Source organism: Allobosea sp. GW821-FHT09G06, assembly GCF_059416005.1.
On sequence record NZ_JBWKOI010000001.1, the window covers coordinates 23656 to 47435 of the forward strand.

Here is a 23780-nt window from a genome sequence, read left to right on the forward strand (position 1 = left end):
GGTTGCAACGCACACTCGCCTGCGATCAGGAGACGATGCATGCCCGGCTCTAGCCCTAAGACCAGTTCCGGACGTTTCTTCGAGGATTTCCACCTCGGCGACAGCATCGTCCATGCGACGCCGCGCACGGTGCGGGCCGGCGATGCAGCGCTCTATTCCGCGCTTTATGGCTCGCGCTTCGCGGTGCAATCCTCGGACGCCTTCGCTGGCGCGATCGGCTATCCCACGGCGCCGATCGACGACCTGCTCGTGTTCCATATCGTCTTCGGCAAGACGGTGCCGGATATCTCGCTCAATGCCGTCGCCAATCTCGGCTATGCCGATGGGCGCTTCCTCAAACCGGTCTATCCGGGCGATACGCTCTCGACCACGTCGGAGGTGATCGGGCTGAAGCAGACCTCGGCCGGAGATGCCGGTATCGTCTATGTCCGCTCGATCGGCCGTAACCAGCACAACGCGATCGTGCTGAGCTATGCGCGCTGGGTGCTGGTGCGCAAGCGCGAGCCCGGCACGCCGGCCCATGCCGAGCAGGTGCCGGAGCTGGCCAAGGCCGTGCTGCCGGAGCAGCTCGGCGAGGGCTGCCCTCGGATCGAGCTCGCTGGTTACGACGATGCGCTCGCCGGCTCGCCCTTCCGCTGGAGCGATTATGCTGTCGGCGAGCGGATCGACCATGTCGACGGCATGACCGTCGAGGAGGCCGAGCACCAGCTCGCGACGCGGCTCTACCAGAACACAGCGCGGGTGCATTTCGATGCGCATGCGGCGCAGGGCACCCGCTTCGGCAAGCGGCTGATCTATGGCGGCCATGTCATCAGCCTGGCGCGGGCGCTGTCCTTCAACGGGCTCGGCAACGCCTTCCATATCGCGGCGATCAATGGCGGGCGCCATGTCGCGCCGCTCTTCGCCGGCGACACCGTCTATGCCTGGAGCGAGGTGCTGGGCAGCGCGGAGATTCCCGAGCGCGGCGATGTCGGCGCGTTGCGACTCAGGCTGGTCGCAACCAAAAACCGGCCTTGCGCGGATTTCCCGCTGAAGGCTGGCGATCAGTACGATTCCAGCGTGATTCTCGATTTCGACTACTGGGCGCTGCTGCCGCGGTAAGCTTTTCGTAAGAAAATGACGATTTTCAGAATCTGTAACTTCGTTCTGCCGATGCCGCATTGCAGCGCCGGAACGGTTTCGTTAGAGAACCAGTCACTCTAGAATGATCCCAAATGGGTCCGCGCGTTCCAAGCGGGCCGCTTGATCGGAGAACGATATTGGCCGAGGTCAAGCCCGCGGCTCGTCCGCTTTCGCCCCACCTGCAGATTTATCGCTGGTCCTGGACGATGGCGATGTCCGTCGCCCATCGCGTCACCGGTACGGGGCTCTATCTCGGCACGGTGCTGATCGCCGCCTGGCTGGTCGCCGCCGCCTCCGGCCCGGCCGCCTTCGACACGGCCCAGGCCATCGCCGGCTCCTTCCTCGGCCGGCTCGTGCTCTTCCTCTACAGCTTCTCGCTGATCCACCACATGTGCGGCGGTCTCCGGCATTTCGTCTGGGACATGGGCAAGGGCTATGAGCCGCAGACGCGCATGAACATGGCGAAGTTCACGCTCGTCGCCTCGGTGAGCCTGACGGTCCTGGTCTGGATCGTCGCTCTGGTCCTGCGCTGAGGAGCCGCGCCATGCTGTCCAATTCCTCGATGCGCACCCCGCTCGGCCGCGTTCGCGGCCTCGGCTCCGCCAAGTCCGGCACCGGCCATTTCTGGCTGCAGCGTGTCACCGCCGTCTCGAACCTGATCCTGACGATCATCTTCATCGGTATCGTCATCGCGCTGGTCGGTCGGCCCTATCCGGCCGCGGTCGCGCTTCTGTCGCATCCGCTCGTCGCGATCCTAATGCTGCTCTTCATCCTCTCGGCCTGCGTCCATATGCGTCTGGGGATGCAGGTCGTTATCGAGGATTACGTCACGAACGAGGGTCTCAAGATCCTCGCCGTGATGGGCAACACCTTCTTCGCCATCGCCGTCGGCGCCGCCAGCGTCTACGCGGTGCTGAAGCTGTCTTTTGGAGGCTGATCCGATGGCGATCACCAAGTCCCGCCCGGTCCCGGCCTATACCGGCACCGCCTATCCGATCACCGACCATACCTTCGACGTCGTCGTCGTCGGTGCCGGCGGCGCCGGCCTTCGCGCCACGGTCGGCTGCTCGCAGGCGGGCCTGCGCACCGCCTGCATCACCAAGGTATTCCCGACCCGCTCGCACACCGTCGCGGCGCAGGGCGGCGTCGCCGCCTCGCTCGGCAACATGGGCAAGGACACCTGGCAGTGGCACATGTACGACACCGTGAAGGGGTCGGACTGGCTCGGCGACCAGGACGCCATCGAATATCTCGTGCGCAACGCGCCGGCTGCCGTCTACGAGCTCGAGCACTGGGGCGTGCCCTTCTCGCGCACCGAGGACGGCCGCATCTACCAGCGCCCCTTCGGCGGCATGACCACCGAATTCGGCGAGGGCCCGCCGGCCCAGCGCACCTGCGCCGCGGCCGACCGTACCGGCCACGCCATGCTGCACACGCTCTATGGTCAGGCGCTGCGCTACAATACCGAGTTCTTCATCGAGTATTTCGCCATCGACCTGATCATGGACGAGGACGGCCATTGCCGCGGCGTGATCGCGCTCAAGCTCGATGACGGCACGCTGCATCGCTTCCGCGCCCAGCAGACGATCCTGGCGACCGGCGGCTATGGCCGCGCCTATTTCTCCGCGACCTCGGCGCATACCTGCACCGGCGACGGCGGCGGCATGGTGCTGCGCGCCGGCCTGCCGATGCAGGATATGGAGTTCGTGCAGTTCCACCCGACCGGCATCTACGGTTCGGGCTGCCTGATCACGGAAGGTGCGCGCGGCGAGGGCGGCTACCTCACCAATTCCGAGGGCGAGCGCTTCATGGAGCGCTATGCCCCCTCGGCCAAGGATCTCGCCTCGCGCGACGTCGTCTCGCGTTCGATGACGATGGAGATCCGGGCCGGCCGCGGCGTCGGCAAGGACAAGGACCATATCTACCTGCATCTCGACCATCTCGATCCGAAGATCCTGCACGAGCGCCTGCCCGGCATCTCGGAGAGCGCCAAGATCTTCGCCGGCGTGGACGTGACCCGCGAGCCGATCCCGGTCCTGCCGACGGTGCACTACAACATGGGTGGCATCCCCACGAACTATCACGGGGAAGTGCTGACCAAGGTCGGCGGCGATCCGGACACGGTGGTGCCGGGCCTGATGGCGATCGGCGAGGCGGCCTGCGTCTCCGTCCACGGCGCCAACCGCCTCGGTTCCAACTCGCTTATCGACCTCGTCGTGTTCGGCCGCGCGGCCGGCTTGCGCTGCGCCGACACGGTGACGGCGGGCGAAAAGCAGCCTGAATTGCCGAAGAACTCCTCGGACCTCGCGCTGACCCGCCTCGACAAGTACCGCAACGCCTCCGGCGGCACGCCGACCGCGGTGCTGCGCGACCGGATGCAGCGGACGATGCAGAACAACTGCGCCGTCTATCGCGAGGGTGACACGCTCGAAGAGGGTCACAAGCTCATACACGAGGTCTGGAACGGCATCGTGGACGTCGGCACCAAGGACCGCTCGCTGATCTGGAATTCCGACCTGATCGAGACCCTGGAATTCGACAACCTGATCACCCAGGCGGTCGTCACCATGGACTCGGCGCTGAACCGTCCGGAAAGCCGCGGGGCTCACGCCCGCGAGGACTATCCGAACCGCGACGACAAGGACTGGATGAAGCACACGCTCGCCTGGATCGACGACGAGAAGCGCACGATCACGCTCGATGACCGGCCGGTGCACACTTACACGATGTCCAACGACATCGAGTACATCAAGCCCAAGGCACGGGTGTACTGAGGGACTCCGATGGCTGAATTCAATCTCCCGAAGAACTCCCGCCTCGTCGAGGGCAAGGCCTGGCCGAAGCCGGCCGGCGCCAAGAAGCTGACCGAGTTCAAGGTCTATCGCTGGAGCCCGGACGACACCGAGAACCCGCGCACCGACACCTATTATGTCGATCGCGACGATTGCGGGCCGATGGTTCTCGACGCGCTGATCTGGATCAAGAACAAGGTCGACCCGACGCTGACCTTCCGCCGCTCCTGCCGCGAGGGCATCTGCGGCTCCTGCGCCATGAACATGGACGGCAAGAACGGTCTCGCCTGCACCACCGGCATCGACGAGTGCGGCGCCAAGGGCAAGGTCGCGATCTACCCGCTGCCGCACATGCCCGTGGTCAAGGACCTCGTGCCGGACCTGACGCGCTTCTATGCCCAGCACGCCTCGATCGAGCCTTGGCTGCAGACCACGACGCCAGCCCCCGAGAAGGAATGGCGCCAGGCCAAGGACGACCGCGAGAAGCTCGACGGGCTCTACGAGTGCATCCTCTGCGCCTGCTGCTCGACCTCCTGCCCGAGCTACTGGTGGAACGGCGACCGCTATCTCGGTCCCGCCGCGTTGCTGCAGGCCTATCGCTGGCTGATCGATAGCCGTGACGAGGCGACCGGCGAGCGGCTCGACAATCTGGAAGACCCCTTCCGGCTCTATCGCTGCCACACCATCATGAACTGCGCGAATGCCTGCCCGAAGGGCCTGAACCCGGCCAAGGCGATCGCGGAGGTCAAGAAGATGATGGTCGCCCGCCAGGTTTGATGCAGGGTGTCATCCCGTGCGCGCTGCGGCATGCAATGCCGCTGCGCAGACACGGGATCGTTCTCCGATAAGAGCGCGTTCTCTCATGAGGGCGCGCTTTTTCATTGAAAGAGGCGCCCTCTCCTGAGGGCGGTCCCGCATCTGCGCAGCAGCACTGACGTGCCGCAGCGCGTGCGGGATGACACCTTCAGGAAATATAGCGCCCCGGACGGAACGGCGTCGGGTCGATCGGCGGCTTCTCGCCGCAGACCATCGCGGCGATCAATTCGCCGGTGATCGGGCCGGTCGAGAAGCCGATATGCTGGTTGCCGAAGGCGAGCCAGAGCCCGGGGTTGCGGGGCGCCTCGCCGATCATCGGCAGGGAATCCGGTAGGGTCGGCCGGGCGCCGCGCCAGGTTTCGCCGACGACCTCGCCGAGCGGGAAGGCCTCGCGCGCCGCGGCGGTCGCGCCGTCGATCTGGCGGTGCTCGTCGGCTGCGTCGCGGAAGGACAGGTCGACGCCACTGGTGACGCGAAAACCCTGCTCCATCGGCGCCATGTAATAGGCGCCGTCAACATCGTAGATCGGCCGCGACAGGCCGGTGCCGGCTTCCGGCTTGAGATGGCGGTGATAGCCGCGCTCGACATCGAGCTTCGGATCGATGCCGAGCGGCTTCAGCAGGTCGCCACTCCAGGGGCCGAGAGCGACGACCGCGAGATCGGCCTCGAACGAGCCCGAAGCGGTGCTCGCGCGCCAGCCATTGCCGTTGCGGGCGAGGCCGGTGATCGCGGCCCGCTCGATCCGGCCGCCGCGCTGGGCGAAGAGCGCCGCATAGGCTTCGGTGACGGCGCCGGGGGAATCGACCGAACCGACGCAGGGGATCAGGAGCCCCGCCGGGAAGATCGGGTTCAGGCTGGGTTCGATGCCGGAAATGCCCTGCCGGTCGAGAACCTGCGACTCGATGCCGTGGCTCTTCAGGAAATCATGTTCGGCCCGGGCGGCGTCATGACCGGCCTCGCTGCGCCAGAGCTTGAGCGTACCGGTCTCGCGCAGGCGGTGCGACACGCCGGCCTCGGCCATCAGGGCGCGGTGGCGTTCGACGGTGCTTTCCGTCAGCGCCTGCAACGCGGCGATACGGGCCTTGGCCTGCGAGGGCCGGGCCTCCCAGAGGAAGCGCAAGAGCCAGCCCGGCCGGCTGAAGGCGCGGGCCCAGCTCAGGTTGAGCGCCGGATGGCGGTTGCCGAGATAGCCGGTGATCTTGGCGTAGAGCGAGGGGTTGTTGAGCGGCACGATCGAGGAGGCCGCGAGCACGCCGGCATTGCCGTAGGAGGTTTCGCGGCCGGGTGCCTTGCGATCGATCAGCGTGACCGCTAGCCCACGCTTCTGGAGCGCGAGCGCGCAGGAGACGCCGACCATGCCGGCGCCGAGAACGAGAGCTGTACGGGTCAAGGCGATGTCGTTCCGGCTTCCGCCGGCTCCTTCAGCCAATGGTCGAGGAAGGCGTCGAGCCAGAGCCGGATCGCCGGGTCGTGCTGGAACCAGCCGGGCACATGGGTGTGGCCGAGCTGGGCGCCGGGCATCAGCGTGCGCTCATAGCCGCGCACCGACCAGCGATACATCATCGCCGGCGTCACTTCGGGGTGGAACTGGATGCCATAGGCCTTCGAGCCGGCGCGGATGGCCTGGACCGGGAAATCTCCGCCGGTCGCGAGGCACTCCGCCCCGTTCGGGCAGTCGAAGCCGTCGCGATGCCACTGATAGACCGTGCCGGGCCAGGCGAAACCGGCCGTCGCGGCATGGGCGCGACCGGCATCGGTAACGGCGAGCGGGTAATAGCCGACCTCGGCACGGCCCTCGCCATGGGTATAGACGCGCGCGCCCATGTGCTTCGCCAGCATCTGCGCACCCAGGCAGATGCCGAGGAAGGCGGCATCCTCCTTCAGGCAGGTGCCGATCCAGTCGATCTCGGCCTTGATGAAATCCTCGGGATCGTTCGCGCCCATCGGCCCGCCGAAGATCACCGCGCCGGCATGCTCGCGCATGGTCTGCGGCAGCGGATCGCCGAAGCGCGGCTTGCGGATGTCGAGCGCATGACCGCGCGCCTGCAGCAGACGGCCGACGCGGCCGGGCGTCGAATGCTCCTGATGCAGCACGACCAGCACCGGCTTCGGTGCGGGCCTTGGCCTGCGGGTGGTGAGGGGGGAGCGGGTGCGGCCGGCCGGGCGCAGGGGGAAGGCGTGGTCGTTCATCACGGACTTCAAGGTCGCTCGCGCGGAACGTCGGGGAGGGACGGCGCGCGAAGCCATGCCAGATCGCTCCCGAGCATGCGGTTCCAGACGGGACGAAGCAAGCAATTTATGCGCCGGAATGCGGCAACCGTCCGGCAATCTTCGGCTTGCTTATCGCCGCGACAGGGGTCGCGAGGGCGCTCAGCTTGACGTTCGCCGCCTTATCTGAGATGAGAATGAACATTCATTCTCATCGTTTCGAGTTCACATGTCACCCGTGGTTCCCGCCTCTTCGCCCGAGTCCGTCCTGTCGGAGCGGCACATCCGCATCCTCGACGCGGCCGAGCGCGTCTTCGCGCGCGCCGGTTTCCATGCGGCGACGATGCAGGATGTCGCGGCTGAAGCCGGCATGAGCCCAGGCAATCTCTACCGCTATTTCTCCTCGAAGGACGCGATCATCGAGGGCATGACCGAGCGCGACCGCAGCCTGATCGCGGAGGATTTCGGCAAGCTCTGTCCGAATAACGGCTCGCTGCTCGATCAGCTGGAGGCGCTCGGCCGCAAGCATCTCGTGGACCAGCCGCGCGAGAAGGCGGTGATCGCCGTGCAGATCTGGGCCGAGGCCGCGCGCAATCCCGGCATGGCGCGGATGTGCGCGGATATCGAGAGCACCGTGATCGACGGTCTCGCGGCTGCGATCCGCGAAGCCAAGTCCAATGGCGAGTTGTCGCCGCGGCTCGATGAGGGCCGCTTCCTTATGGCGATCTCGATGATGGCGGACGGCTTCTTCTGCCGGCGGGCGATGGACCCGAATTTCGATGTCGTGGCAGCGGCCGACACACTCTTCGACGGCATGCGCCAGCTTTCCCAGACCATGCTCCTGCCCGAAACGGAGACGCAGCCGTGATCTCTGCTTCCACCGGGCTTTCCCCGCTTCCGTCCGGCCTGATGGCCGCAACAGGATTCCCTCCGATGTCCCTTCGTTCGATCGTTCCGCTCAAGGCGATGGTCGCGCTGGCCCTGCTGGCCGCGCCGCTGCCGCTGCAGGCCCAGACCGCCGCGCCGGCCGCGCCTGCGACCACCGGCCCCTCCGTCACGGTGACGCAGGCGCAGACCACGGAGATCGTCCAGAGCGTGGTCGTTTCCGGCTCGATCGTCGCGCGTGACGAGATCCTGGTCGCGCCGGAGGTCGACGGGTTGTCGATCGTCGAATTGCTGGCGGAGGAGGGCGACAAGGTTGCGCGTGGGCAAGTGCTGGCCCGGCTGAGCCGGACGACGCTCGAGGTGCAGAAGGTTCAGAATGACGCCCAGATCGCGCGTGCCGAGGCGCTGATCGCCCAGGCCAAGGCCCAGATCGCCGAGGCCGATGCTAATCTCGTTCAGGCCAATAATGCCTTCGACCGCACCAAGTCTCTGCGCGAGAGCGGCAATGCCAGCATCGAGATGTTCGACCAGCGCGCCGCGGCGGCGCGCTCGGGCGAGGCCCGGGCCAATTCGGCCCGGCAGGCCCTGGCGATCGCCAGCGCCGACCTCGCTTTGGCGCAGGCGCAGGGCAAGGACATCACCGTCAAGCTCGCGCGCACCGAGATCAAGGCGCCGCGCGCCGGCATCGTCAGCCGGCGCACGGCGCGGCTCGGCGCGATGGCGAGCATGCTGCCGCAGACCGACCCGCTGTTCCGGATCATCGCCGACGGCGCGGTGGAGCTGGAGGCGCAGGTCGCCGAGGTCGAGCTTCCCAAGCTCAAGCTCGGGCAGGGCGTCGCGGTGACCCCGGCCGGTGCCAATGACGCGCTGGCGGGCACGATCCGCCTGATCATGCCGGAGGTCGACAAGGCCTCGCGGCTCGGCCGCGTCCTCGTCGCGCTCGACGGCAACCCGCCGGTCGCGATCGGCTCCTTCGCGCGCGGGGTCATCGAGACCGGCCGCAAGCGTGCCGTGACCCTGCCGCTTTCGGCCATCACCTATAACCGCGCCGGTGCGACCGTGCAGTCCGTGAAGGACGGCAAGGTCACGACCAAGCCGGTGACGCTCGGGCTCGTCGGCCATGGCCGCGCCGAGATCGCGAGCGGCATCATCGAGGGCGAGACGGTCGTGGCACGCGCGGGCACCTTCGTGCGCGACGGCGACATGATCACGCCCGTCGCGACGAACTGACGGACATATTCCATGAACGTCAATTTCTCCGCCTGGTCGATCCGGAAGCCGGTTCCGGCGATCCTGCTCTTCGTCGTGCTCTGCGTGCTCGGGCTGCTCGCCTTCTCGAAGCTGCCGGTCACGCGCTTCCCGAATATCGACGTGCCGCTGGTCTCGGTCACCGTGACGCAGTCCGGCGCTGCGCCGGCCGAACTCGAAAGCCAGGTCAGCAAGCGCGTCGAGGACACGGTCGCCAACATCACAGGCGTCAAGCACGTCACCTCGACATTGACCGACGGCCAGTCGCTGACGCTGATCGAGTTCCGGCTGGAAACCAATACCGACCGGGCCGTCAACGACGTCAAGGACGCCATCGCCAAGATCCGGGCGGACCTGCCGCGTACGATCGACGAGCCGATCATCCAGCGCATCGATGTCGAGGGCCAGTCGATCCTGACCTATGGCGCGGCCTCGGCCGGCATGACGCTGGAGCAGCTCTCCTGGCATGTCGACGATGTCGTCGCGCGCGAATTGCAGGGGCTGAAGGGCGTCGGCCGGGTCGAGCGCTATGGCGGCGTCGACCGCGAAATCCGCATCTCGCTCGATCCCGACCGGCTGCTCGCGCTCGGCATCACCGCCGGTGAGGTCAACCGCCAGATCCGCGCGACCAATGTCGATCTGGCCGGCGGGCGCGGCGAGGTCGGCGGGCAGGAGCAGGCGATCCGTACGCTCGCCGGTGCGCGGACCGTCGCCGAGCTGGCCGAGACCAAGATCACGCTCTCGGGCGGGCGCGAGGTCCGCCTGAAGGAACTCGGCCGCGTCGAGGATTCCAATTCCGAGCCGCGCGCCTTCGGCCGTCTGAACAAGAGCCCGGTCGTGACCTTCGCGGTGTTCCGCTCGAAGGGGTCGAGCGAATTGTCGGTCAAGGATGTGGTGGCGCAGCGCGTCGAGGAACTGAACAAGCGCTTCCCCGACATCAAGATCACGCCGATCGACGACGCCGTCGCCTATACCTACGGGAACTACAAGGCGGCGATGGAAACGCTGCTGGAGGGCGCAGGGCTTGCCGTCCTCGTCGTCTTCCTGTTCCTGCGCAACTGGCGGGCGACGCTGATCACCGCGGTCGCGCTGCCGCTTTCGGCCATTCCGACCTTCTGGGCGATGGAGCTGATGGGCTTCTCGCTGAACCTCGTCAGCCTGCTCGGCATCACGCTGGTGACCGGCATTCTCGTCGACGACGCCATCGTCGAGATCGAGAACATCGTCCGGCATATGAAGATGGGCAAATCGCCCTATCGCGCCGCGATGGAAGCGGCCGACGAGATCGGGCTCGCGGTCATCGCGATCACGCTGACCATCGTCGCGATCTTCGCGCCCGTTTCCTTCATGGGCGGCGTCGCCGGCCAGTATTTCCGGCAGTTCGGCCTGACGGTCGCGGTCGCGGTGCTGTTCTCGCTGCTCGTCGCGCGCCTGATCACGCCCATGATGGCGGCCTATCTGATGCGGCCGGTCGACCATGCCGATCCGAAGGACGGCTGGGTCATGGGCGCCTATGTCGGCCTGCTCAAGAACACGCTGAAGAAGCGGCGCATGCCGTTCTTCCCGCGCTTCGACGGTACCGGGCGCTGGCGCACCCTACCGTTCAACACGGCCTATGCGACGCTGGTGGTCGGCTTCATGTTCCTGATCGGCTCGATCCAGGCGACGCAGATGCTGCCGACCGGCTTCATCCCGGACGAGGACACCTCGCGCGTCGTGGCCTCGGTCGAACTGCCGCCGGGCTCGATGCTGGAGGACACCCGCGTCACCACCGACAAGCTCGTCGATGTCCTGAAGACGATTCCCGAAGTGCGTGACGTCTTCGTGCTCGGCGGGGCCTCGCCGACCGGACAACGCGAGGTGCGCCGCGCCTCCGTCTTCATCCTGCTCAAGCCCAAGGCCGAGCGCGACATCGCCCAGAAGGAACTCAAGGTCACGATCGCCGAGAAGCTCGCCAGCGTGCCGGATGTGCGCGCCTGGTATGTCAACGAGCGCGGCGAGCGCGAGATGGCCTTCTCGATCCTGTCGAAGGACGGCGAGGCGCTCGATGCCGCGGTCGCCAAGATCGAGGCGCGGATGCGCCAGGTCGACGGCTATCTCAACGTCGCGACGGCGGGCTCGCTGAGCCGGCCGGAATTGCGCGTCACGCCGAAGCTGGAGGAGGCCGCCAATCTCGGCGTCACGCCCGAGGCGATCTCGGAAGCGGTGCGCGTCGCGACGATCGGCGATGTCGGCCCGAACCTCGCCAAGTTCAATGCGGGCGACCGGCTGGTGCCGATCCGCGTGCAGCTCGACGAGGCCGCCCGCACCGACATGCGCAACATCGCCGCCTTGCGCGTGACCAACGCGACCGGCGTCTCGATCCCGATGACGGCGGTGGCCGATATTGGCTTCGGCGAGGGACCGAGCTCGATCGACCGCTATGACCGCGTCCGCCGCGCCCAGATCGGCGCCGACCTGAAGCGCGGCTTCGAACTCGGAACCGCCCAGGACAAGTTCCAGGAGATCGTCAAGGAAGTCGGCCTGCCGGACGGAGTCTGGATCGCCGCGACCGGCGATGCCGAGATCCAGGGCGAGGTCGTGCAGGGTTTTATCACCGCGATGACGACCGGCCTGATGCTGGTCCTGGCGGTGTTGATCCTGCTGTTCGGCTCGGTCTTCCAGCCGATCACCATCCTGCTCTCGCTGCCACTCTCCTTCGGCGGCGTGGTGATCGCGCTGCTCGCGACTAACAACGCTGTCTCGATGCCGGTCTATATCGGCCTGCTCATGCTGATGGGCATCGTCACCAAGAACGCGATCATGCTGGTCGATTTCGCGGTCGAGGAGGTCGGGCGCGGCAAGGACCGCTTCACGGCGCTGATCGAGGCCGGCCGCAAGCGGGCAAGGCCGATCCTGATGACCACGATCGCGATGGCGGCGGGCATGCTGCCCTCGGCCTATGGCGTCGGCGACGGCGGCGAGTTCCGCGCGCCGATGGCGATCGCGGTGATCGGCGGCCTGATCGTCTCGACCGTACTCTCGCTCGTCTTCGTGCCGTCCTTCTACATGGTGATGGACGATCTCTCGCGGGCGACGGGCTGGCTCTTCGGCCGCTTCCTGGGCAAGGCCGAGGACGAAAGCCAGTGGGAGCCGATCGACGAGCACGCGGCCCCCGCGATCGCGACGGCGGAAGCGATGTCGAAGCCGGCTCCGCCGCGGCTGGCGGCGGAGTGAGGCGTCAGGGCTGGAGTTCGAGCGGGAAGGGCGTGCGCTCGTAGATGGGGAGGAGGTCTTTCCTGCGGGCAAACTCCTCTTCCCAGTCGTGGAGTAAGGCTATGACCCCCTCGCGGTCCTTTGCGGCGACGAGGGCGCCGAGCTGGCTTGCATATCTGAACTCCGGCTGCCGCCAGTTCTTCATCATGAGGTGCCAGTCCTTGATCTTTTCGTAGACGGCAGCAGCTTCATCGAAGCGTCCAAATGCAGCATGCATATGGATTTGATAGGGTTCGTAGTGGTTCAACCAGTTGTCGTACTCATAAGAACGCGGCTCGCCTTCGACGTGGAACATATCCTCGATCGATTGCACCCGGCGCAGCATCGGCAGGATACGATGCTCGAATGTCTCGATGACAGCCTCGGTAAAGCCGGGTTCCGACCAGAAGCGTGGGCCTTCCTTGGGCAGCCAGAAAATATCGGCACACAGACCTTGAAGCGATCCGAAAGGATTGAAAGCGTGGCCGATATGCCAATAGAAGCGTGGATAGTCAGCATTCCAGCTTCGGTCGATGGATATCGAGCGAAGCACATGCCGTAGCGGTGCCAGAACGATGAAGGGGCCTCTTACGATCAGGTCGTCATGACGTGACGCGACGGCCTCCAGAACTTTCTTGATCTGCCTCTTCGTCGTCATTGCTTCGGCCTCACCTCAATGACAAGCACACGTCGGATCGGCCCGAAGCCCAATTTTGCTGCATTGGCGAGAAGCTCAGCCCGTCGGTCGGACAGACCAGCTTTGCCGGTTTTCAGATCATAGACACAAAGGGTTCCATCCTGGCGATACTCATAGGCGTCCACACATACCCATAGCGTGCCGAGCTTTCTCCCGCTCCCTCACTGACTTCCTTGAGGAATGATTGCTCCGCCTTGAAATAAGGCTCGTAGCGCTCGTCCATATAGTTCTTGAAACGTGAGTGGACTGCGGTTCCGTAAATGGCTCGCGATGGATAGAGATCCGGAGAGCCGGCGGCATTGGCCGCGCGATCCGTCAGTTCCCGGACGTCCGGCCAGCGCTGGCAGGCCAGCTCGGCTTCCTCATTGCTGACGCGCCCGGAATAGCTGAGGTCGAGCTTGCCGTTCGTGGCGTCTCCCGGCTGGTACTCACGGACGTTGAAGCCCATGACGGCCTGCCGGCCGTCGATGCCGTTGAGCGGCGACATCCAGCCGAACAGGACGGCTCCGCCGGTGACGATGGTCGGCGCGGCGACAAGAGGCGCGAACGCCGGCTGCACCGTCGAATCCGGTTCGGGCCCGGACGGCGTCCAGATCGTGCGGGCGACGAGATCGCCGTCGGGGCCGCCTTGATAGATCGACTGGACGTTGCCGGCCGTTTCGAAGCTGGTCTTGTTGCCATCGCGGTCGATGACGGTCTGGCGTTCGTCGAAGCCGGCGGCGCGTGAGGCGGCGTATTCCGACCGGATCGTCGTGCCCTGGCCGTCCGTGACAGCCTGTTCGAAGATCGAGCCATCCTCGTTCCAGCCCTCGCCGAGCGAGGCCCAGCCGGCGTCCGCGTCGGTCGAACCGAAGCCCGGCAGCTCGGGGTTGTTTACAGCGGAGCCGCCACCTCCGCCCGCGCCGCTGGTCCATTGTCCGCCGCCGGCATCGCCGGAGGGGACGCGCGGCTGGTTCGGGTTGTACTTGCGGCGCCAATGATCGCGCCGGAGCAGGCAAAGCTCGTCGCGCAGCCGCAGCAGGCGAAGCCGGGCGACGCGAAGCTCGCGATCGGCATGGGGGCGATGGAGGATCGGCATGAGAGGCTCCTGGACGGGAGCCCCATTGTCATGCCGCTACGGCAGGCGGGGATAAGTTCGGGCGGGTTTCAGTCCGCCATGGCCTGCCGCCGCGCCAGCGCGTCACGATAGGCCTGTGTCAGTTCGTCGAGCACGGATTGTTCAGGTTTGGGCGCGCCGAGATGGAGATGTCTCAGCTCCTGCATGAAGCGCTCCCACAGCGCCGGGCCGCCTTCACTGAGGAGTTCGGCGCGGATCGAGAGTTCCTCGGTCACCGGCAGGAAGTTCCGGCCCCATTCGCCCATTGCGGCGAAGACCGGGACGAGCGCGATACCCATCTCGGTCAGGCTGTAGATCGCCTTCTGCTTGTGCGTGGCGTCGTCGCGGCGCGAGAGCAGGCCTTTCTCGACGAGGCGCTTCAGGCGGTCGGCGAGGATATTCGAGGCGATGCCCTCGTCCGATTTCGCCAGCATCTCGCGAAAATGCCGGCGGTTGCCGAACATGATGTCGCGAAGCACGATCAGGCTCCAGCGATCCCCCAGGATTTCCAGCGTCAGATTGATCGGACAGCCCGAACGGCCGGTCTCGCGCATGCTCGTCTCCAAAACCGCTTGCAATATAGGAGCGGTTTCATTACCCATCAACCAGTTGCAAATCGAAACTGGTTTAAGCGGACACAGCAGGAGGACACGATGGCCAAGGTGATCGTCTGGAATCTGATGACGCTGGAAGGGTTCTTCGAGGGCAAGGAGAAGTGGGATCTCGGCTTCCATGAGGACGCCTGGGGCGAGGAACTCTCCGAGCTGAGCAGCGATTTCGGCCGCAAGGCCGGGCTGTTGGTCTTCGGCCGCGTTACCTATGAGGGGATGAAGGCCTATTGGACCTCGACCCAGGAGGAGGGCGAGACCAAGGCCTTCATGAACGCCCTGCCGAAGCTCGTGGCCTCACGCAGCCTCACTGGCTCCGACTGGAACAACACCACGGTGACGGCGGATATCATCGGCGAGATCGCGCGCCGGAAAGCCGAGCCCGGTAGGGACATCTATGTCTTTGGCAGCGCGGAGCTGATGGAGTCGTTGCTGGCGGCCGGCCTCGTTGACGAGGTCATGATCGCGGTCGCGCCGGTCACGATCGGCCAGGGCACGCCCCTGTTCAAGCCGAACGCGGAGAAGCGTCACTACGCGCTGATCGCGGCCCGCTCGCTCAAGAACGGGACCGTGATCCTGCATTATGGCGTCAAGGCTGCGGCCTGATAGGACGGCTCAGCCGCGCCGGACCATCAGCACGGCAGCGAGAATGGCGACGCCGCCGAAGGCCTGGACCGGGGTCGGCTGCTCGCCGAAGAGCGCCCAGGCGGCGAGCACGCTGACCAGCGCCGGCCAGACCATGACGAGCGAGGCGGCACCGGCACCATAGCTGCCGAGCGAGAGCGTGATCAGGCCCTGGCCGAGCGCATGCGAGACGAGGCCCAGCGCTGCGACCGCGAGCCAGCCCTGCAGGCTCGCCGGGACGACCTGCTCACCCAGCATCAGCGCGGCGGCGAGGCAGAACACGGCGCAGATGATGCTGGAGACGAGGCTGACATAGCCGGCACCGGCGCCGTCGCGGGCGCGGCGCACCGCCAGGATATAAGCGGCATAGGACAGGGCTGCGCCGACGGCGAGCCCGTCGCCGAAGAGATTGCCGGTGACCTGTTCGGCGCCGGTGAATTTCGGCAGCACCAGCAGGATCGCGCCGGCAACCGCCAGCATCAGCGCGCCGAGGATGCGCCGCGACGGCCTGTCGCCGAGCAAGAGCCAGCCGCCGAGCACGACGCCGACCGGTGAGAGATTGCCGAGCAGCGAGGCGTTCGCAATTGTCGTATGGCCGAGGGCGGCATTGTAGAGCGTGACGTCGATGCCGAAGGTGAGGCCGGCCAGCGCGACCGCGATGAAGGCGCCGCGGCCGATCTTTTCGCCCGCCGGCCGGCGCTGCTCCAGCGCGGTCCAGGCGACCAGCACCGGCAGCGCGAAGAGCATGCGCCAGAAGCCGGCCGCGGCCGGGCCAACATCGGCAAGGCGCACGAAGATGCCGGAAAAGCCGATGCAGGTGGCGCCGGTGAGCAGCGCGATGAACATGGCCAGCGCAGGCGATGTGGGCCGGACGGGAATGGCAGGGGCGGACATGGCGTCTTCTGACGATTGGTGAAGCCAGCTTCGGCCGCGACGGCGCGGTCTGCTCGGCTTCGTTCGCTCGATGATATAGGCCGCTTCCTTCAATCGGAAAAACGGATTATTCTGATTTAACCATTCTTAAAACCGATCGATCGCTGATGTCCCGAGGAGGCACGTCATGACCGCACATTTCGACCTTGCCGCACTCGGCATGCTGGTGGCCGTGGCGGAGACCGGCGGCTTCACCGCGGCGAGCACCCGGCTCGGCCGGACGCAATCGGCGATCTCGGTGCGCATCCAGGACCTGGAGAACCAGCTCGGCCACAAGCTGCTGGAGCGCTCGCGTCGTGGCGTCACGCCGACCGATGCGGGCGAACGCCTGCTCGCCCATGCGCGGCGCCTGCTCGCGGTCGAGCGCGAGGCGCTGGCCGATCTGGCCGGCGAGACGCCGACGGGGCGCCTGCGCATCGGCGTGCCCGACGATTACATGGATGCCTATCTCAGGCCGCTGATCGCGCGCTTCGCGGTGGAGCATCCAAAGGTCGAGCTCGAGGTCCATTGCGATCTTTCGAAGCGGATCGAGCCGGCGCTCAAGGCGGGCGAGCTCGATCTCGCGGTGGTCTCGCAGGACCCGAGCCGGCCGATGGGCGAGGTGCTCCGGCGCGAGCCGATGATCTGGGTTGCGGCACGCGGCCACCGGCCGGAGCTGCAGGAGACCTTGCCGCTCGCCCTGTTCTCCGAGGGCTGCCGGGCGCGCTCGCGCATCCTCGGGGCGCTGAACAGTGCAGGCAAAGCGCATCGCCTCGTCTTCTCCTGTTCGCACACCTCCGGCGTGCTCTCGGCGGTGGAGGGCGGTTTTTGCGTCACCGCGATCACGGAAAGCGCCGTGCCGCCCTCGCTGCGCCGGCTTGGCGCGGCCGAGGGGCTGCCGCCGCTGTTCGAACTCACGGTCGGGCTGATCATGGCGCCGCGTCCCGGGCTGGCGGCGCAGCGCTTCGCTGACGCGCTCCGCGAAGAGATGAGCGCTTTCCGGCAGGCGGCGTGATCCGGTCCATTGCCCTTTCCTCCGCTCATCACTAGTGAAACAGCATGAAATTCCTCGACCAAGCCAAGATCTATGTGAAGGCGGGTGACGGCGGCGCCGGCTGCGTCTCCTTCCGCCGCGAAAAATTCATCGAGTTCGGCGGGCCCAATGGCGGCGACGGCGGGCGCGGCGGCGATATCGTCGTCGAATGCGTGCAGGGCCTGAACACGCTGATCGATTTCCGCTTCCAGCAGCATTTCAAGGCCAAGACCGGCGAGCACGGCATGGGCAAGGACCGCCATGGCGCGAATTCGCAGGCGATCGTGCTGAAGGTCCCGCCGGGCACCGAGATCCTCGAGGAGGATGGCGAGACCAAGGTCGCCGACCTGACCGAGCCCGGCCAGCGCTTCGTTTTGTGCAAGGGCGGCAATGGCGGCTTCGGCAACGCCTATTTCAAGACGGCGACCAACCAGGCGCCGCGCCATGCCAATCCCGGCCTGCCAGGCGAGGAGCGCTGGGTCTGGCTCAGGCTGAAGCTGATCGCCGATGCCGGCCTCGTCGGCCTGCCCAATGCCGGCAAGTCGACCTTCCTCGCCACCGTCACGGCGGCGAAGCCGAAGATCGCCGATTATCCGTTCACGACGCTGCATCCCGGCCTCGGCGTCGTGCGCGTCGACGGCCGCGAGATGGTGCTGGCCGATATCCCCGGCCTGATCGAGGGCGCGCATGAGGGCCATGGCCTCGGCGACCGCTTCCTCGGTCATATCGAGCGCTGCCGCGTGCTGCTGCATCTGGTCGAGGGCACCAGCGAGCATGCCGGCAAGGCCTACAAGACCGTGCGCGAGGAGCTGGAGGCCTATGGCGAGGGGCTGGCCGAGAAGCCGGAGATCGTCGCGCTCTCCAAGGTCGATGCGCTGACGCCGGAGGTGCTCAAGGAGCAGGTTGCGCGGCTGAAGCGGGCGGCTAAGCGCATGCCGATCATCCTCTCGTCTGCTTCGGGCGAGGGCGTCGATGCGTCGCTGCGTGCGCTCTTCGCCATCGTCGAGGAAGCCCGCCGCGCGGAGGAGCGCGAGAGCGCCCCGGTCGAGGAGACCGGCTGGCGGCCCTGAGGCTTCCAGTTTCTGTTCGGAACCTCTTCGTCATCCCGGACAAGCCGCATCAGCGGCGCCGTTCCGGGATCCATCGAAGGGCGTTGCGCTTTATGATGGATCCCGGGTCAAGCCCGGGATGACGGCGCGTTTTCGAGGATATTTATAAAGCGCTTGTTTGCAGTGTCGCTTAGCGGAAATCCTGTCAGGCGCTGGATAAGCGCAGCGAGCATCGCCCGCTCAGATCAGGGCGCCGCGCGCGGCGACCGGCCAGAGCGCTTCGACATGAGCGTCCGGTCCGTGCAGGCCGCGGACGCAGACATACCAGTCGTGCAGATTGACCGTCGGGTCGCAATGGCCGGGGATCAAGAGCAAGCGATCGCCGCGATGGGGCACCGCGACCGGGTCACCGGTCAAGACGCCGTGTTCGTCGGAGGGCTTGGTATAGATCACGCCCTCGCGGCGGAAGGGCACGGGCATGCCAGAATCGACCGCCGCGGACTTGTGGCCGGCATCGACGATGGCGCGGTCCGGCACCGGCTTGCTCATCACGCCGGCGAGGACGAAGAGGGCGTGCTCGAAGCTGCGGAACGGCGTGCCGTCGGCCTGGCGGTTGCGGGCATAATCGGCGTCCATGAAGATGTAGGAGCCCGGCTGGATCTCGTTCCAGATGCCGGACTGCGTCTCCAGCTCATGGGTGCCGGTGCCGGCGCCGGTGACGATTTCGCATTTCAAGCCGGCATGGGCGAGACGTTCGACCGTGTTGCGGGCGGCGAGGCCTGACCGCTCGATCGCCTCGCGGCGCTCGTCGATCGAGCGCATGTGCTGGGCCGAGCCGTGATAGGCGTGGATGCCGGCAAAGCGCAGCGTGTTGGAACGCGCGATGGCTTCGGCCAGCCGAACGGCGCCCTCGCCGGGCGCGACGCCGCAGCGCCGGCCGCCGACATCGATCTCGACATAGACATCGAGCGTTACGTCGTTGCGAGCGGCCGCTTCCGCCGCCTCGCGCACGCCGTCGGGATGGTCGACGCAAAGGCCGATCTTCGCGCTGCGGGCAAGGCGAGCAAGACGATCGAGCTTGGCCGCGCCGACGATCTCGTTGGTCACCAGCACATCACCGACGCCGCCGGCGACCAGAACTTCCGCTTCCCCGACCTTCTGGCAGCACTGCCCGACCGCGCCATGGGCGATCTGGCGCAGCGCGATCTCGGGGCTCTTGTGCGACTTGGCGTGGGGCCGGAGCCGGATGCCATGAGCCTGCGTGAAGGCCGCCATGGCGACGAGATTACGCTCGAACGCGTCGAGATCGAGCACGAGTGCGGGGGTTTCGATCTCGGCGAAGCTCTGGCCGGGCTGGGCCGGCGGGGAAAGCGGCATGAAGTCTCCTGAGTCGGTTGTGGCCATGGGAAGACAGCTTCGTGTCGGTAGCAAGGCCCCTCATTCGCGTTCCGGCATGCGCCAGTGGCGCTTGCCGGGCCGCCATGATAGGCCCCCGGCATGAAGATCGGCCGCGTCACCGACGATACCCTCGCGCTCTTTGCCCGTGTCTGGCGCGAGCAGATCAGCTCCTATCTCCCGCAGATGCTGATGATTCTCGGCCTCGTCGTGGTCATCGCGGTAACGACGAGCTTCTATCCGCTCTTGATCAAGGCGGCGTTCGACGCCTTCGCCGATCCGCTGACCGCCGAATCGACCGGCTTCGTCCGGCGCATGGAACGGCTGGTCTCGAAATCGATCGGCTACGATATCGGCGTCATCAACGCGGTCGCGACCGTCGTCGTGATCGTGACCGCGATCAAGGGCTTCTCGCTGCTCGCCCAGACGGTGATGACCAACAACGTCGTCAGCCGCATCGAGGCGAACATGCAGACGGCGCTCTACGGCCATCTGATCGATGCGGACCTTGCGCAGCTTCAGCGCGAGAACCCAGCCTCGCTGACCCAGCGCTTCACCACCGATTTCACCTTCGTCAAGGAAGCGCTGACGCGCATCGTCAACATCGCCATCCGCGACGTGGTCACCGCGATCGCGCTGGTCGGTGCGCTGATCTGGATCGACTGGCAGATGACGCTGGTCGTGCTGCTGATCGCGCCGGTGATCGCTCATCCGATCGGCAAGATCGGCCGCAAGCTTCGGCGCATGGCCAATTCCCAGCAGGAGCAGACCGGCCTGATGGCCAATCTCGTCACCGAGAGCCTGCAGGGCGCCCGCGTCGCCAAGACCGATCGGCTCGAACCCTATCTGAAGACGCGGGCGGCCAACGCCTTCGAGACGATCCGGGCGCTCAAGATGAAGGCGGCCAATGCGCGCGGGCGGCTCGATCCGCTGCTTGAGGTCGGCGGCGGCCTTGCGGTCGCGGGTGTGCTCGCTGCCATCGGCGTGCGCATCACCGCCGGCAATTCGACGGTCGGCGATTTCACCGGCTATGTCTCGGCGCTCCTGCTCGCGGCCCAGCCGATGCGTTCGCTCGGCAATCTCAACGCCATCGTCCAGGAGGCGGGAGCCTCGCTGAAGCGCTATTACGCGCTGATCGACGAGAAGCCGCAAGTGCTCGACCGGCCGGATGCGAAGCCGCTCGCGGTCTCGGCCGGCGAGGTCGCCTTCCGCCATCTCCGCTTCCGCTATCGCGAGGACCAGCGCGCGCTGGAGGGCATCGACCTCATCGCGCAGGGCGGCAAGACGATGGCGCTGGTCGGGCGCTCGGGCTCAGGCAAGTCGACGCTGCTCGCGCTGGTGCCGCGTCTCTACGATCCCAGCGAGGGCCGGATCGAGATCGACGGGCAGGATTTGCGCAATGTCACGCTCAGGAGCCTGCGCCGGCAGGTCGGCGTCGTCAGCCAGGATGTCGTGCTGTTCGACGACAGCGTGCAGGCGAACATCGCCTTCGGGCGGCCGGAGGCCTCGCAGGAGGAGATTGTCGCGGCGGCGAAGGCGGCCGCCGCGCATGACTTCATCATGGCGATGCCGGGCGGCTATGATGCGCCCGTCGGCGAGCGCGGCCACAAGCTTTCGGGCGGCGAGCGCCAGCGCATTGCCATCGCGCGTGCCATTCTGAAGAACGCGCCGATCCTGTTGCTCGACGAAGCGACGAGCGCGCTCGACACCGAGTCAGAGCGATTGGTCCAGCAGGCGCTGGCGACGCTGATGAAGGGGCGCACGACCATCGTCATCGCGCACCGGCTCTCGACCATCCGCGAGGCCGACCTGATCGTGGTGATGGACGAGGGCAAGGTCGTCGAAACCGGCAGCCATGACGAACTCTTGGCGCGCGACGGCGCCTATGCGCGGCTGCACCGGATGCAGTTTCTGGAGGGGTGAGCCCGCCGATTTGGCTGTGGAACCGAGGCGTCATCCCGGACAAGCTGCGTAGCAGCGCTGATCCGGGATCCATCGTAGAGCTCGGGCGCCCTTCGATGGATCCCGGGGCAAGCCCGGGATGACGGCGTGGTTCAGAGCAAAATCAGTACGCGCTATCCGGCGGACTGCTTCAGTGCCGCATTGAGCTCCTCAGCGAACCCCGCATCGAGCGGCGCCCCATCGCTCCAGCAATGGCGGACGATGGCGATGCGGCCTGAATCGATCAGGCTGTTCTCGTCGCCCGGCCGGCTGGTATGCGGACGGCCGCGCCGGATACGCCAGACGATCTTGTCGCCTTCTTCCGAGACGATATCGGCCGCGCCCGCGATCTTGTCGCGGCCGATCGTGGCGAGGCCGATTTCGGCCGGCAGCTCCTTCGGCAGGTTGACGCTCAGAAACGTGCCCTCGCGGGTCCATTGCGCGCGCGTCCGCCAGAGGTTTTCGATCAGGGCTGCGAGCGCCGTAACGTCGCGCTCTTCGGAGGCTCCGCCCTTGGTGCGGGAAAAGCCGATGGCGGGCAGGTTCCAGAAGCTCGCCTCGCGGGCGATCGAGAGCGTGCCGGAATAGGCGGCGTCCTCGGCGGCATTGCGCCCGTCATTGACGCCGGAGAGCACGAGGTCGGGCGCACCGCCGTCGCGGAATAGCACCGTCATCGCCGCCACCACGCAATCGGCCGGCGTGCCGTTCAATGCGTAGACCTGCTGCTCGCGTCGAACGAGCGTCAATTCCTTGTCGAAAGAGAGATGATGGCTGGCGGCCGTCCATTTCCGCTCGGGCGCGACAACCCAGATATCGGACGCGACGCGGGCGGCAGCGCGGCGCAGCAGGGCGATGCCGGGAGCGTCGATGCCGTCGTCATTGGCGATGAGGATGCGCATGGTCAGACTTCTATTTTACCGCATTTTCTTCACGCGAACCGGTACCCACTTCGCTTGAAAATGCTTCAAATCTCGATGATGTCGCCGGGTTTGAGGCCGGTGAAGAGCTTGGGAATGTCGGTGGTCAGCGAGGCTGCGGTCGCGGCATCGCAGGAATGAGCGAGAATGCGGCCCGCGCCGCTGGCCGCCGCGAGCGCGATGTTCTCCGGAAGCGTCGGATGGGTCGGGAAGCGCAGCCACTCGGCTTCGCCTGCGGCCAGCATGTGATCGGCCGGGCTGCCCTTGGGGATGCCGCCGGTCAGCAGGACCGGATGCCGCTCGCGGCCGGCTTGCGCGAGTGCGGCCTTGGAAGGGCCGGCGAGCCCCATGCCGTCATCGACAAGAAGGGCGGCGGCCGGCAGAGCCTGCCCTTCTTCCCAGAGCAGCGCTTCGGCGAAACGTGCCGACAGGATATCCGCGGCACCGGGCTTCAGCCAGGCTGCAGCCGCGATTTGATGGGCCAGCGCCTCGCGCATCGAGGGGTGGATCGCGATCGGCGTCTCGATCAGTCCGATCAGCTCGATCGAGCGGCCGGAGAGCGGCGTCGGCAGGACGGCGCCTTGTGGATGGGCCGCGAGCCAGCGCTTGATGGCGCCGCCACGCCCGGCGGCGGGGATGCGATCGGCGCCGTAGGAGGCATCGACCAGCAGCAAGTCGCAGGGTGGGAGTGCGTCCATCGCGAAGACCGGGCTTTCCGGCACAACATCACCGCAATAGCCGAGCCTGCGGCCGCCTGCGCTGAGATGACACCAGATGCCGCCGACGACATGGCCGCTGCGGCCGGTGCGGATCGTGATCGGGCCGATGACGAAATCCGCGCCGTGGGTGACGATCTCGACGGTGGCCGCCTTGGCGAGCGAACGTTCTTGCGGTGTGGCGTATGCGGCCAGCGTCGCGTCCGTCTCTGCCGCGGATTCGGCGGTCATCAGGATGCGGCCGGCAAAGCCGTTGGCGAGGCACCAGCCGAGCGCCGCGACATGGTCCTCATGTGCGTGGGTGACGATGATCGCATCGATGCGTTCGAGCTCGGCCCGCGTAAGCGCGGGATAATAGGCCGCCCCGCGCGCGCTAGTGTCGACACCGACATCGAGCAGGAGCCGCGTGCCGCCATGCTCGACACCGATGCAGGTCCGGCCCTTCTCGCCGATCCCGCCGTGAATCGTCAGTTTCATGCCGTCGGTC

The 23780-nt window shown here is 66.6% G+C and carries 21 protein-coding genes; 12 read left to right on the forward strand and 9 right to left on the reverse strand.

The window, feature by feature from the left end:
• The first annotated feature begins 39 nt into the window (after positions 1–39).
• The 5 genes from AC07NY_RS00130 to AC07NY_RS00150 all read left to right on the forward strand — a co-directional run bounded on the left by AC07NY_RS00130 (position 40) and on the right by AC07NY_RS00150 (position 4691).
• Positions 40–1101: a MaoC family dehydratase gene (locus AC07NY_RS00130; RefSeq protein ID WP_494580853.1), complete on the forward strand. Its 1062-nt coding sequence runs from the start codon at positions 40–42 to the stop codon at positions 1099–1101.
• Positions 1102–1256: 155 nt separating this feature from the next.
• Positions 1257–1655, forward strand: coding sequence for a succinate dehydrogenase, cytochrome b556 subunit (sdhC, locus tag AC07NY_RS00135; protein WP_494583629.1), 399 nt, complete (start codon positions 1257–1259; stop codon positions 1653–1655).
• Between the two features lie 11 nt (positions 1656–1666).
• Complete coding sequence (sdhD, locus tag AC07NY_RS00140) at positions 1667–2059, forward strand: succinate dehydrogenase, hydrophobic membrane anchor protein (RefSeq protein WP_494580855.1); 393 nt, start codon at positions 1667–1669, stop codon at positions 2057–2059.
• 4 nt (positions 2060–2063) lie between these two features.
• On the forward strand, positions 2064–3896 hold the full coding sequence (sdhA, locus tag AC07NY_RS00145) for a succinate dehydrogenase flavoprotein subunit (protein WP_494580857.1): 1833 nt from the start codon (positions 2064–2066) through the stop codon (positions 3894–3896).
• A 9-nt stretch (positions 3897–3905) separates the two neighbouring features.
• Entirely contained in the window at positions 3906–4691 is a 786-nt protein-coding gene (locus AC07NY_RS00150) for a succinate dehydrogenase iron-sulfur subunit (RefSeq protein WP_336810200.1), read from the forward strand.
• 187 nt (positions 4692–4878) lie between these two features.
• On the opposite strand, the gene AC07NY_RS00155 is transcribed toward AC07NY_RS00150, so the two are convergent.
• Both AC07NY_RS00155 and AC07NY_RS00160 read right to left on the reverse strand, forming a co-directional pair.
• Complete coding sequence (locus tag AC07NY_RS00155) at positions 4879–6120, reverse strand: NAD(P)/FAD-dependent oxidoreductase (RefSeq protein WP_494580859.1); 1242 nt, start codon at positions 6118–6120, stop codon at positions 4879–4881.
• Complete coding sequence (locus tag AC07NY_RS00160) at positions 6117–6920, reverse strand: glutamine amidotransferase (RefSeq protein WP_494580861.1); 804 nt, start codon at positions 6918–6920, stop codon at positions 6117–6119. The genes AC07NY_RS00155 and AC07NY_RS00160 overlap by 4 nt, the downstream gene beginning before the upstream one ends.
• A 247-nt stretch (positions 6921–7167) precedes the next feature.
• Between AC07NY_RS00160 and AC07NY_RS00165 the strand changes: the two genes are divergently transcribed.
• The 3 genes from AC07NY_RS00165 (at position 7168) to AC07NY_RS00175 (ending at position 12287) form a co-directional block, all read left to right on the forward strand.
• Positions 7168–7806, forward strand: a complete 639-nt coding sequence (locus AC07NY_RS00165; RefSeq protein ID WP_494580863.1) for a TetR/AcrR family transcriptional regulator — start codon at positions 7168–7170, stop codon at positions 7804–7806.
• A 65-nt stretch (positions 7807–7871) separates the two neighbouring features.
• Positions 7872–9053 carry an efflux RND transporter periplasmic adaptor subunit gene (locus AC07NY_RS00170; RefSeq protein WP_494580864.1) on the forward strand — a complete coding sequence of 394 codons (1182 nt, stop codon included), beginning with the start codon at positions 7872–7874 and terminating at the stop codon, positions 9051–9053.
• Between the two features lie 12 nt (positions 9054–9065).
• The gene (locus AC07NY_RS00175) at positions 9066–12287 is read left to right on the forward strand and encodes an efflux RND transporter permease subunit (RefSeq protein ID WP_494580866.1); all 3222 of its coding nucleotides are present in this window, start codon (positions 9066–9068) and stop codon (positions 12285–12287) included.
• Between the two features lie 4 nt (positions 12288–12291).
• On the opposite strand, the gene AC07NY_RS00180 is transcribed toward AC07NY_RS00175, so the two are convergent.
• From AC07NY_RS00180 to AC07NY_RS00190, 3 genes are all read right to left on the reverse strand, one after another.
• Entirely contained in the window at positions 12292–12963 is a 672-nt protein-coding gene (locus AC07NY_RS00180; protein WP_492286039.1) for a hypothetical protein, read from the reverse strand.
• 112 nt (positions 12964–13075) lie between these two features.
• Complete coding sequence (locus AC07NY_RS00185) at positions 13076–14080, reverse strand: hypothetical protein (RefSeq protein ID WP_494580869.1); 1005 nt, start codon at positions 14078–14080, stop codon at positions 13076–13078.
• A gap of 68 nt (positions 14081–14148) precedes the next feature.
• On the reverse strand, positions 14149–14652 hold the full coding sequence (locus AC07NY_RS00190; protein WP_494580870.1) for a winged helix-turn-helix transcriptional regulator: 504 nt from the start codon (positions 14650–14652) through the stop codon (positions 14149–14151).
• 99 nt (positions 14653–14751) lie between these two features.
• On the opposite strand from AC07NY_RS00190, the gene AC07NY_RS00195 reads away from it, so the two are divergent.
• Positions 14752–15312: a dihydrofolate reductase family protein gene (locus AC07NY_RS00195; protein ID WP_494580872.1), complete on the forward strand. Its 561-nt coding sequence runs from the start codon at positions 14752–14754 to the stop codon at positions 15310–15312.
• A gap of 9 nt (positions 15313–15321) precedes the next feature.
• Here AC07NY_RS00195 and AC07NY_RS00200 read toward each other — a convergent pair whose 3' ends face one another.
• Positions 15322–16224: a DMT family transporter gene (locus tag AC07NY_RS00200; protein WP_494580874.1), complete on the reverse strand. Its 903-nt coding sequence runs from the start codon at positions 16222–16224 to the stop codon at positions 15322–15324.
• A gap of 166 nt (positions 16225–16390) precedes the next feature.
• Here AC07NY_RS00200 and AC07NY_RS00205 point away from each other — a divergent pair, with 166 nt between their 5' ends.
• Both AC07NY_RS00205 and obgE read left to right on the forward strand, forming a co-directional pair.
• Positions 16391–17257, forward strand: coding sequence for a LysR family transcriptional regulator (locus tag AC07NY_RS00205; RefSeq protein WP_494580876.1), 867 nt, complete (start codon positions 16391–16393; stop codon positions 17255–17257).
• A gap of 44 nt (positions 17258–17301) precedes the next feature.
• Positions 17302–18345: a GTPase ObgE gene (gene obgE, locus AC07NY_RS00210; protein WP_492286034.1), complete on the forward strand. Its 1044-nt coding sequence runs from the start codon at positions 17302–17304 to the stop codon at positions 18343–18345.
• A gap of 219 nt (positions 18346–18564) precedes the next feature.
• Here obgE and AC07NY_RS00215 read toward each other — a convergent pair whose 3' ends face one another.
• Positions 18565–19701, reverse strand: coding sequence for a DSD1 family PLP-dependent enzyme (locus AC07NY_RS00215; RefSeq protein WP_492286033.1), 1137 nt, complete (start codon positions 19699–19701; stop codon positions 18565–18567).
• A gap of 120 nt (positions 19702–19821) precedes the next feature.
• On the opposite strand from AC07NY_RS00215, the gene AC07NY_RS00220 reads away from it, so the two are divergent.
• A complete protein-coding gene (locus tag AC07NY_RS00220) occupies positions 19822–21642 on the forward strand; it encodes an ABC transporter ATP-binding protein (protein WP_494580878.1) in 1821 nt (606 codons plus the stop codon).
• Positions 21643–21794: 152 nt separating this feature from the next.
• Here AC07NY_RS00220 and surE read toward each other — a convergent pair whose 3' ends face one another.
• Entirely contained in the window at positions 21795–22559 is a 765-nt protein-coding gene (gene surE, locus AC07NY_RS00225) for a 5'/3'-nucleotidase SurE (protein WP_494580880.1), read from the reverse strand.
• A gap of 65 nt (positions 22560–22624) precedes the next feature.
• A complete protein-coding gene (locus AC07NY_RS00230; protein WP_494580882.1) occupies positions 22625–23770 on the reverse strand; it encodes an MBL fold metallo-hydrolase in 1146 nt (381 codons plus the stop codon).
• Positions 23771–23780 lie beyond the last annotated feature (10 nt).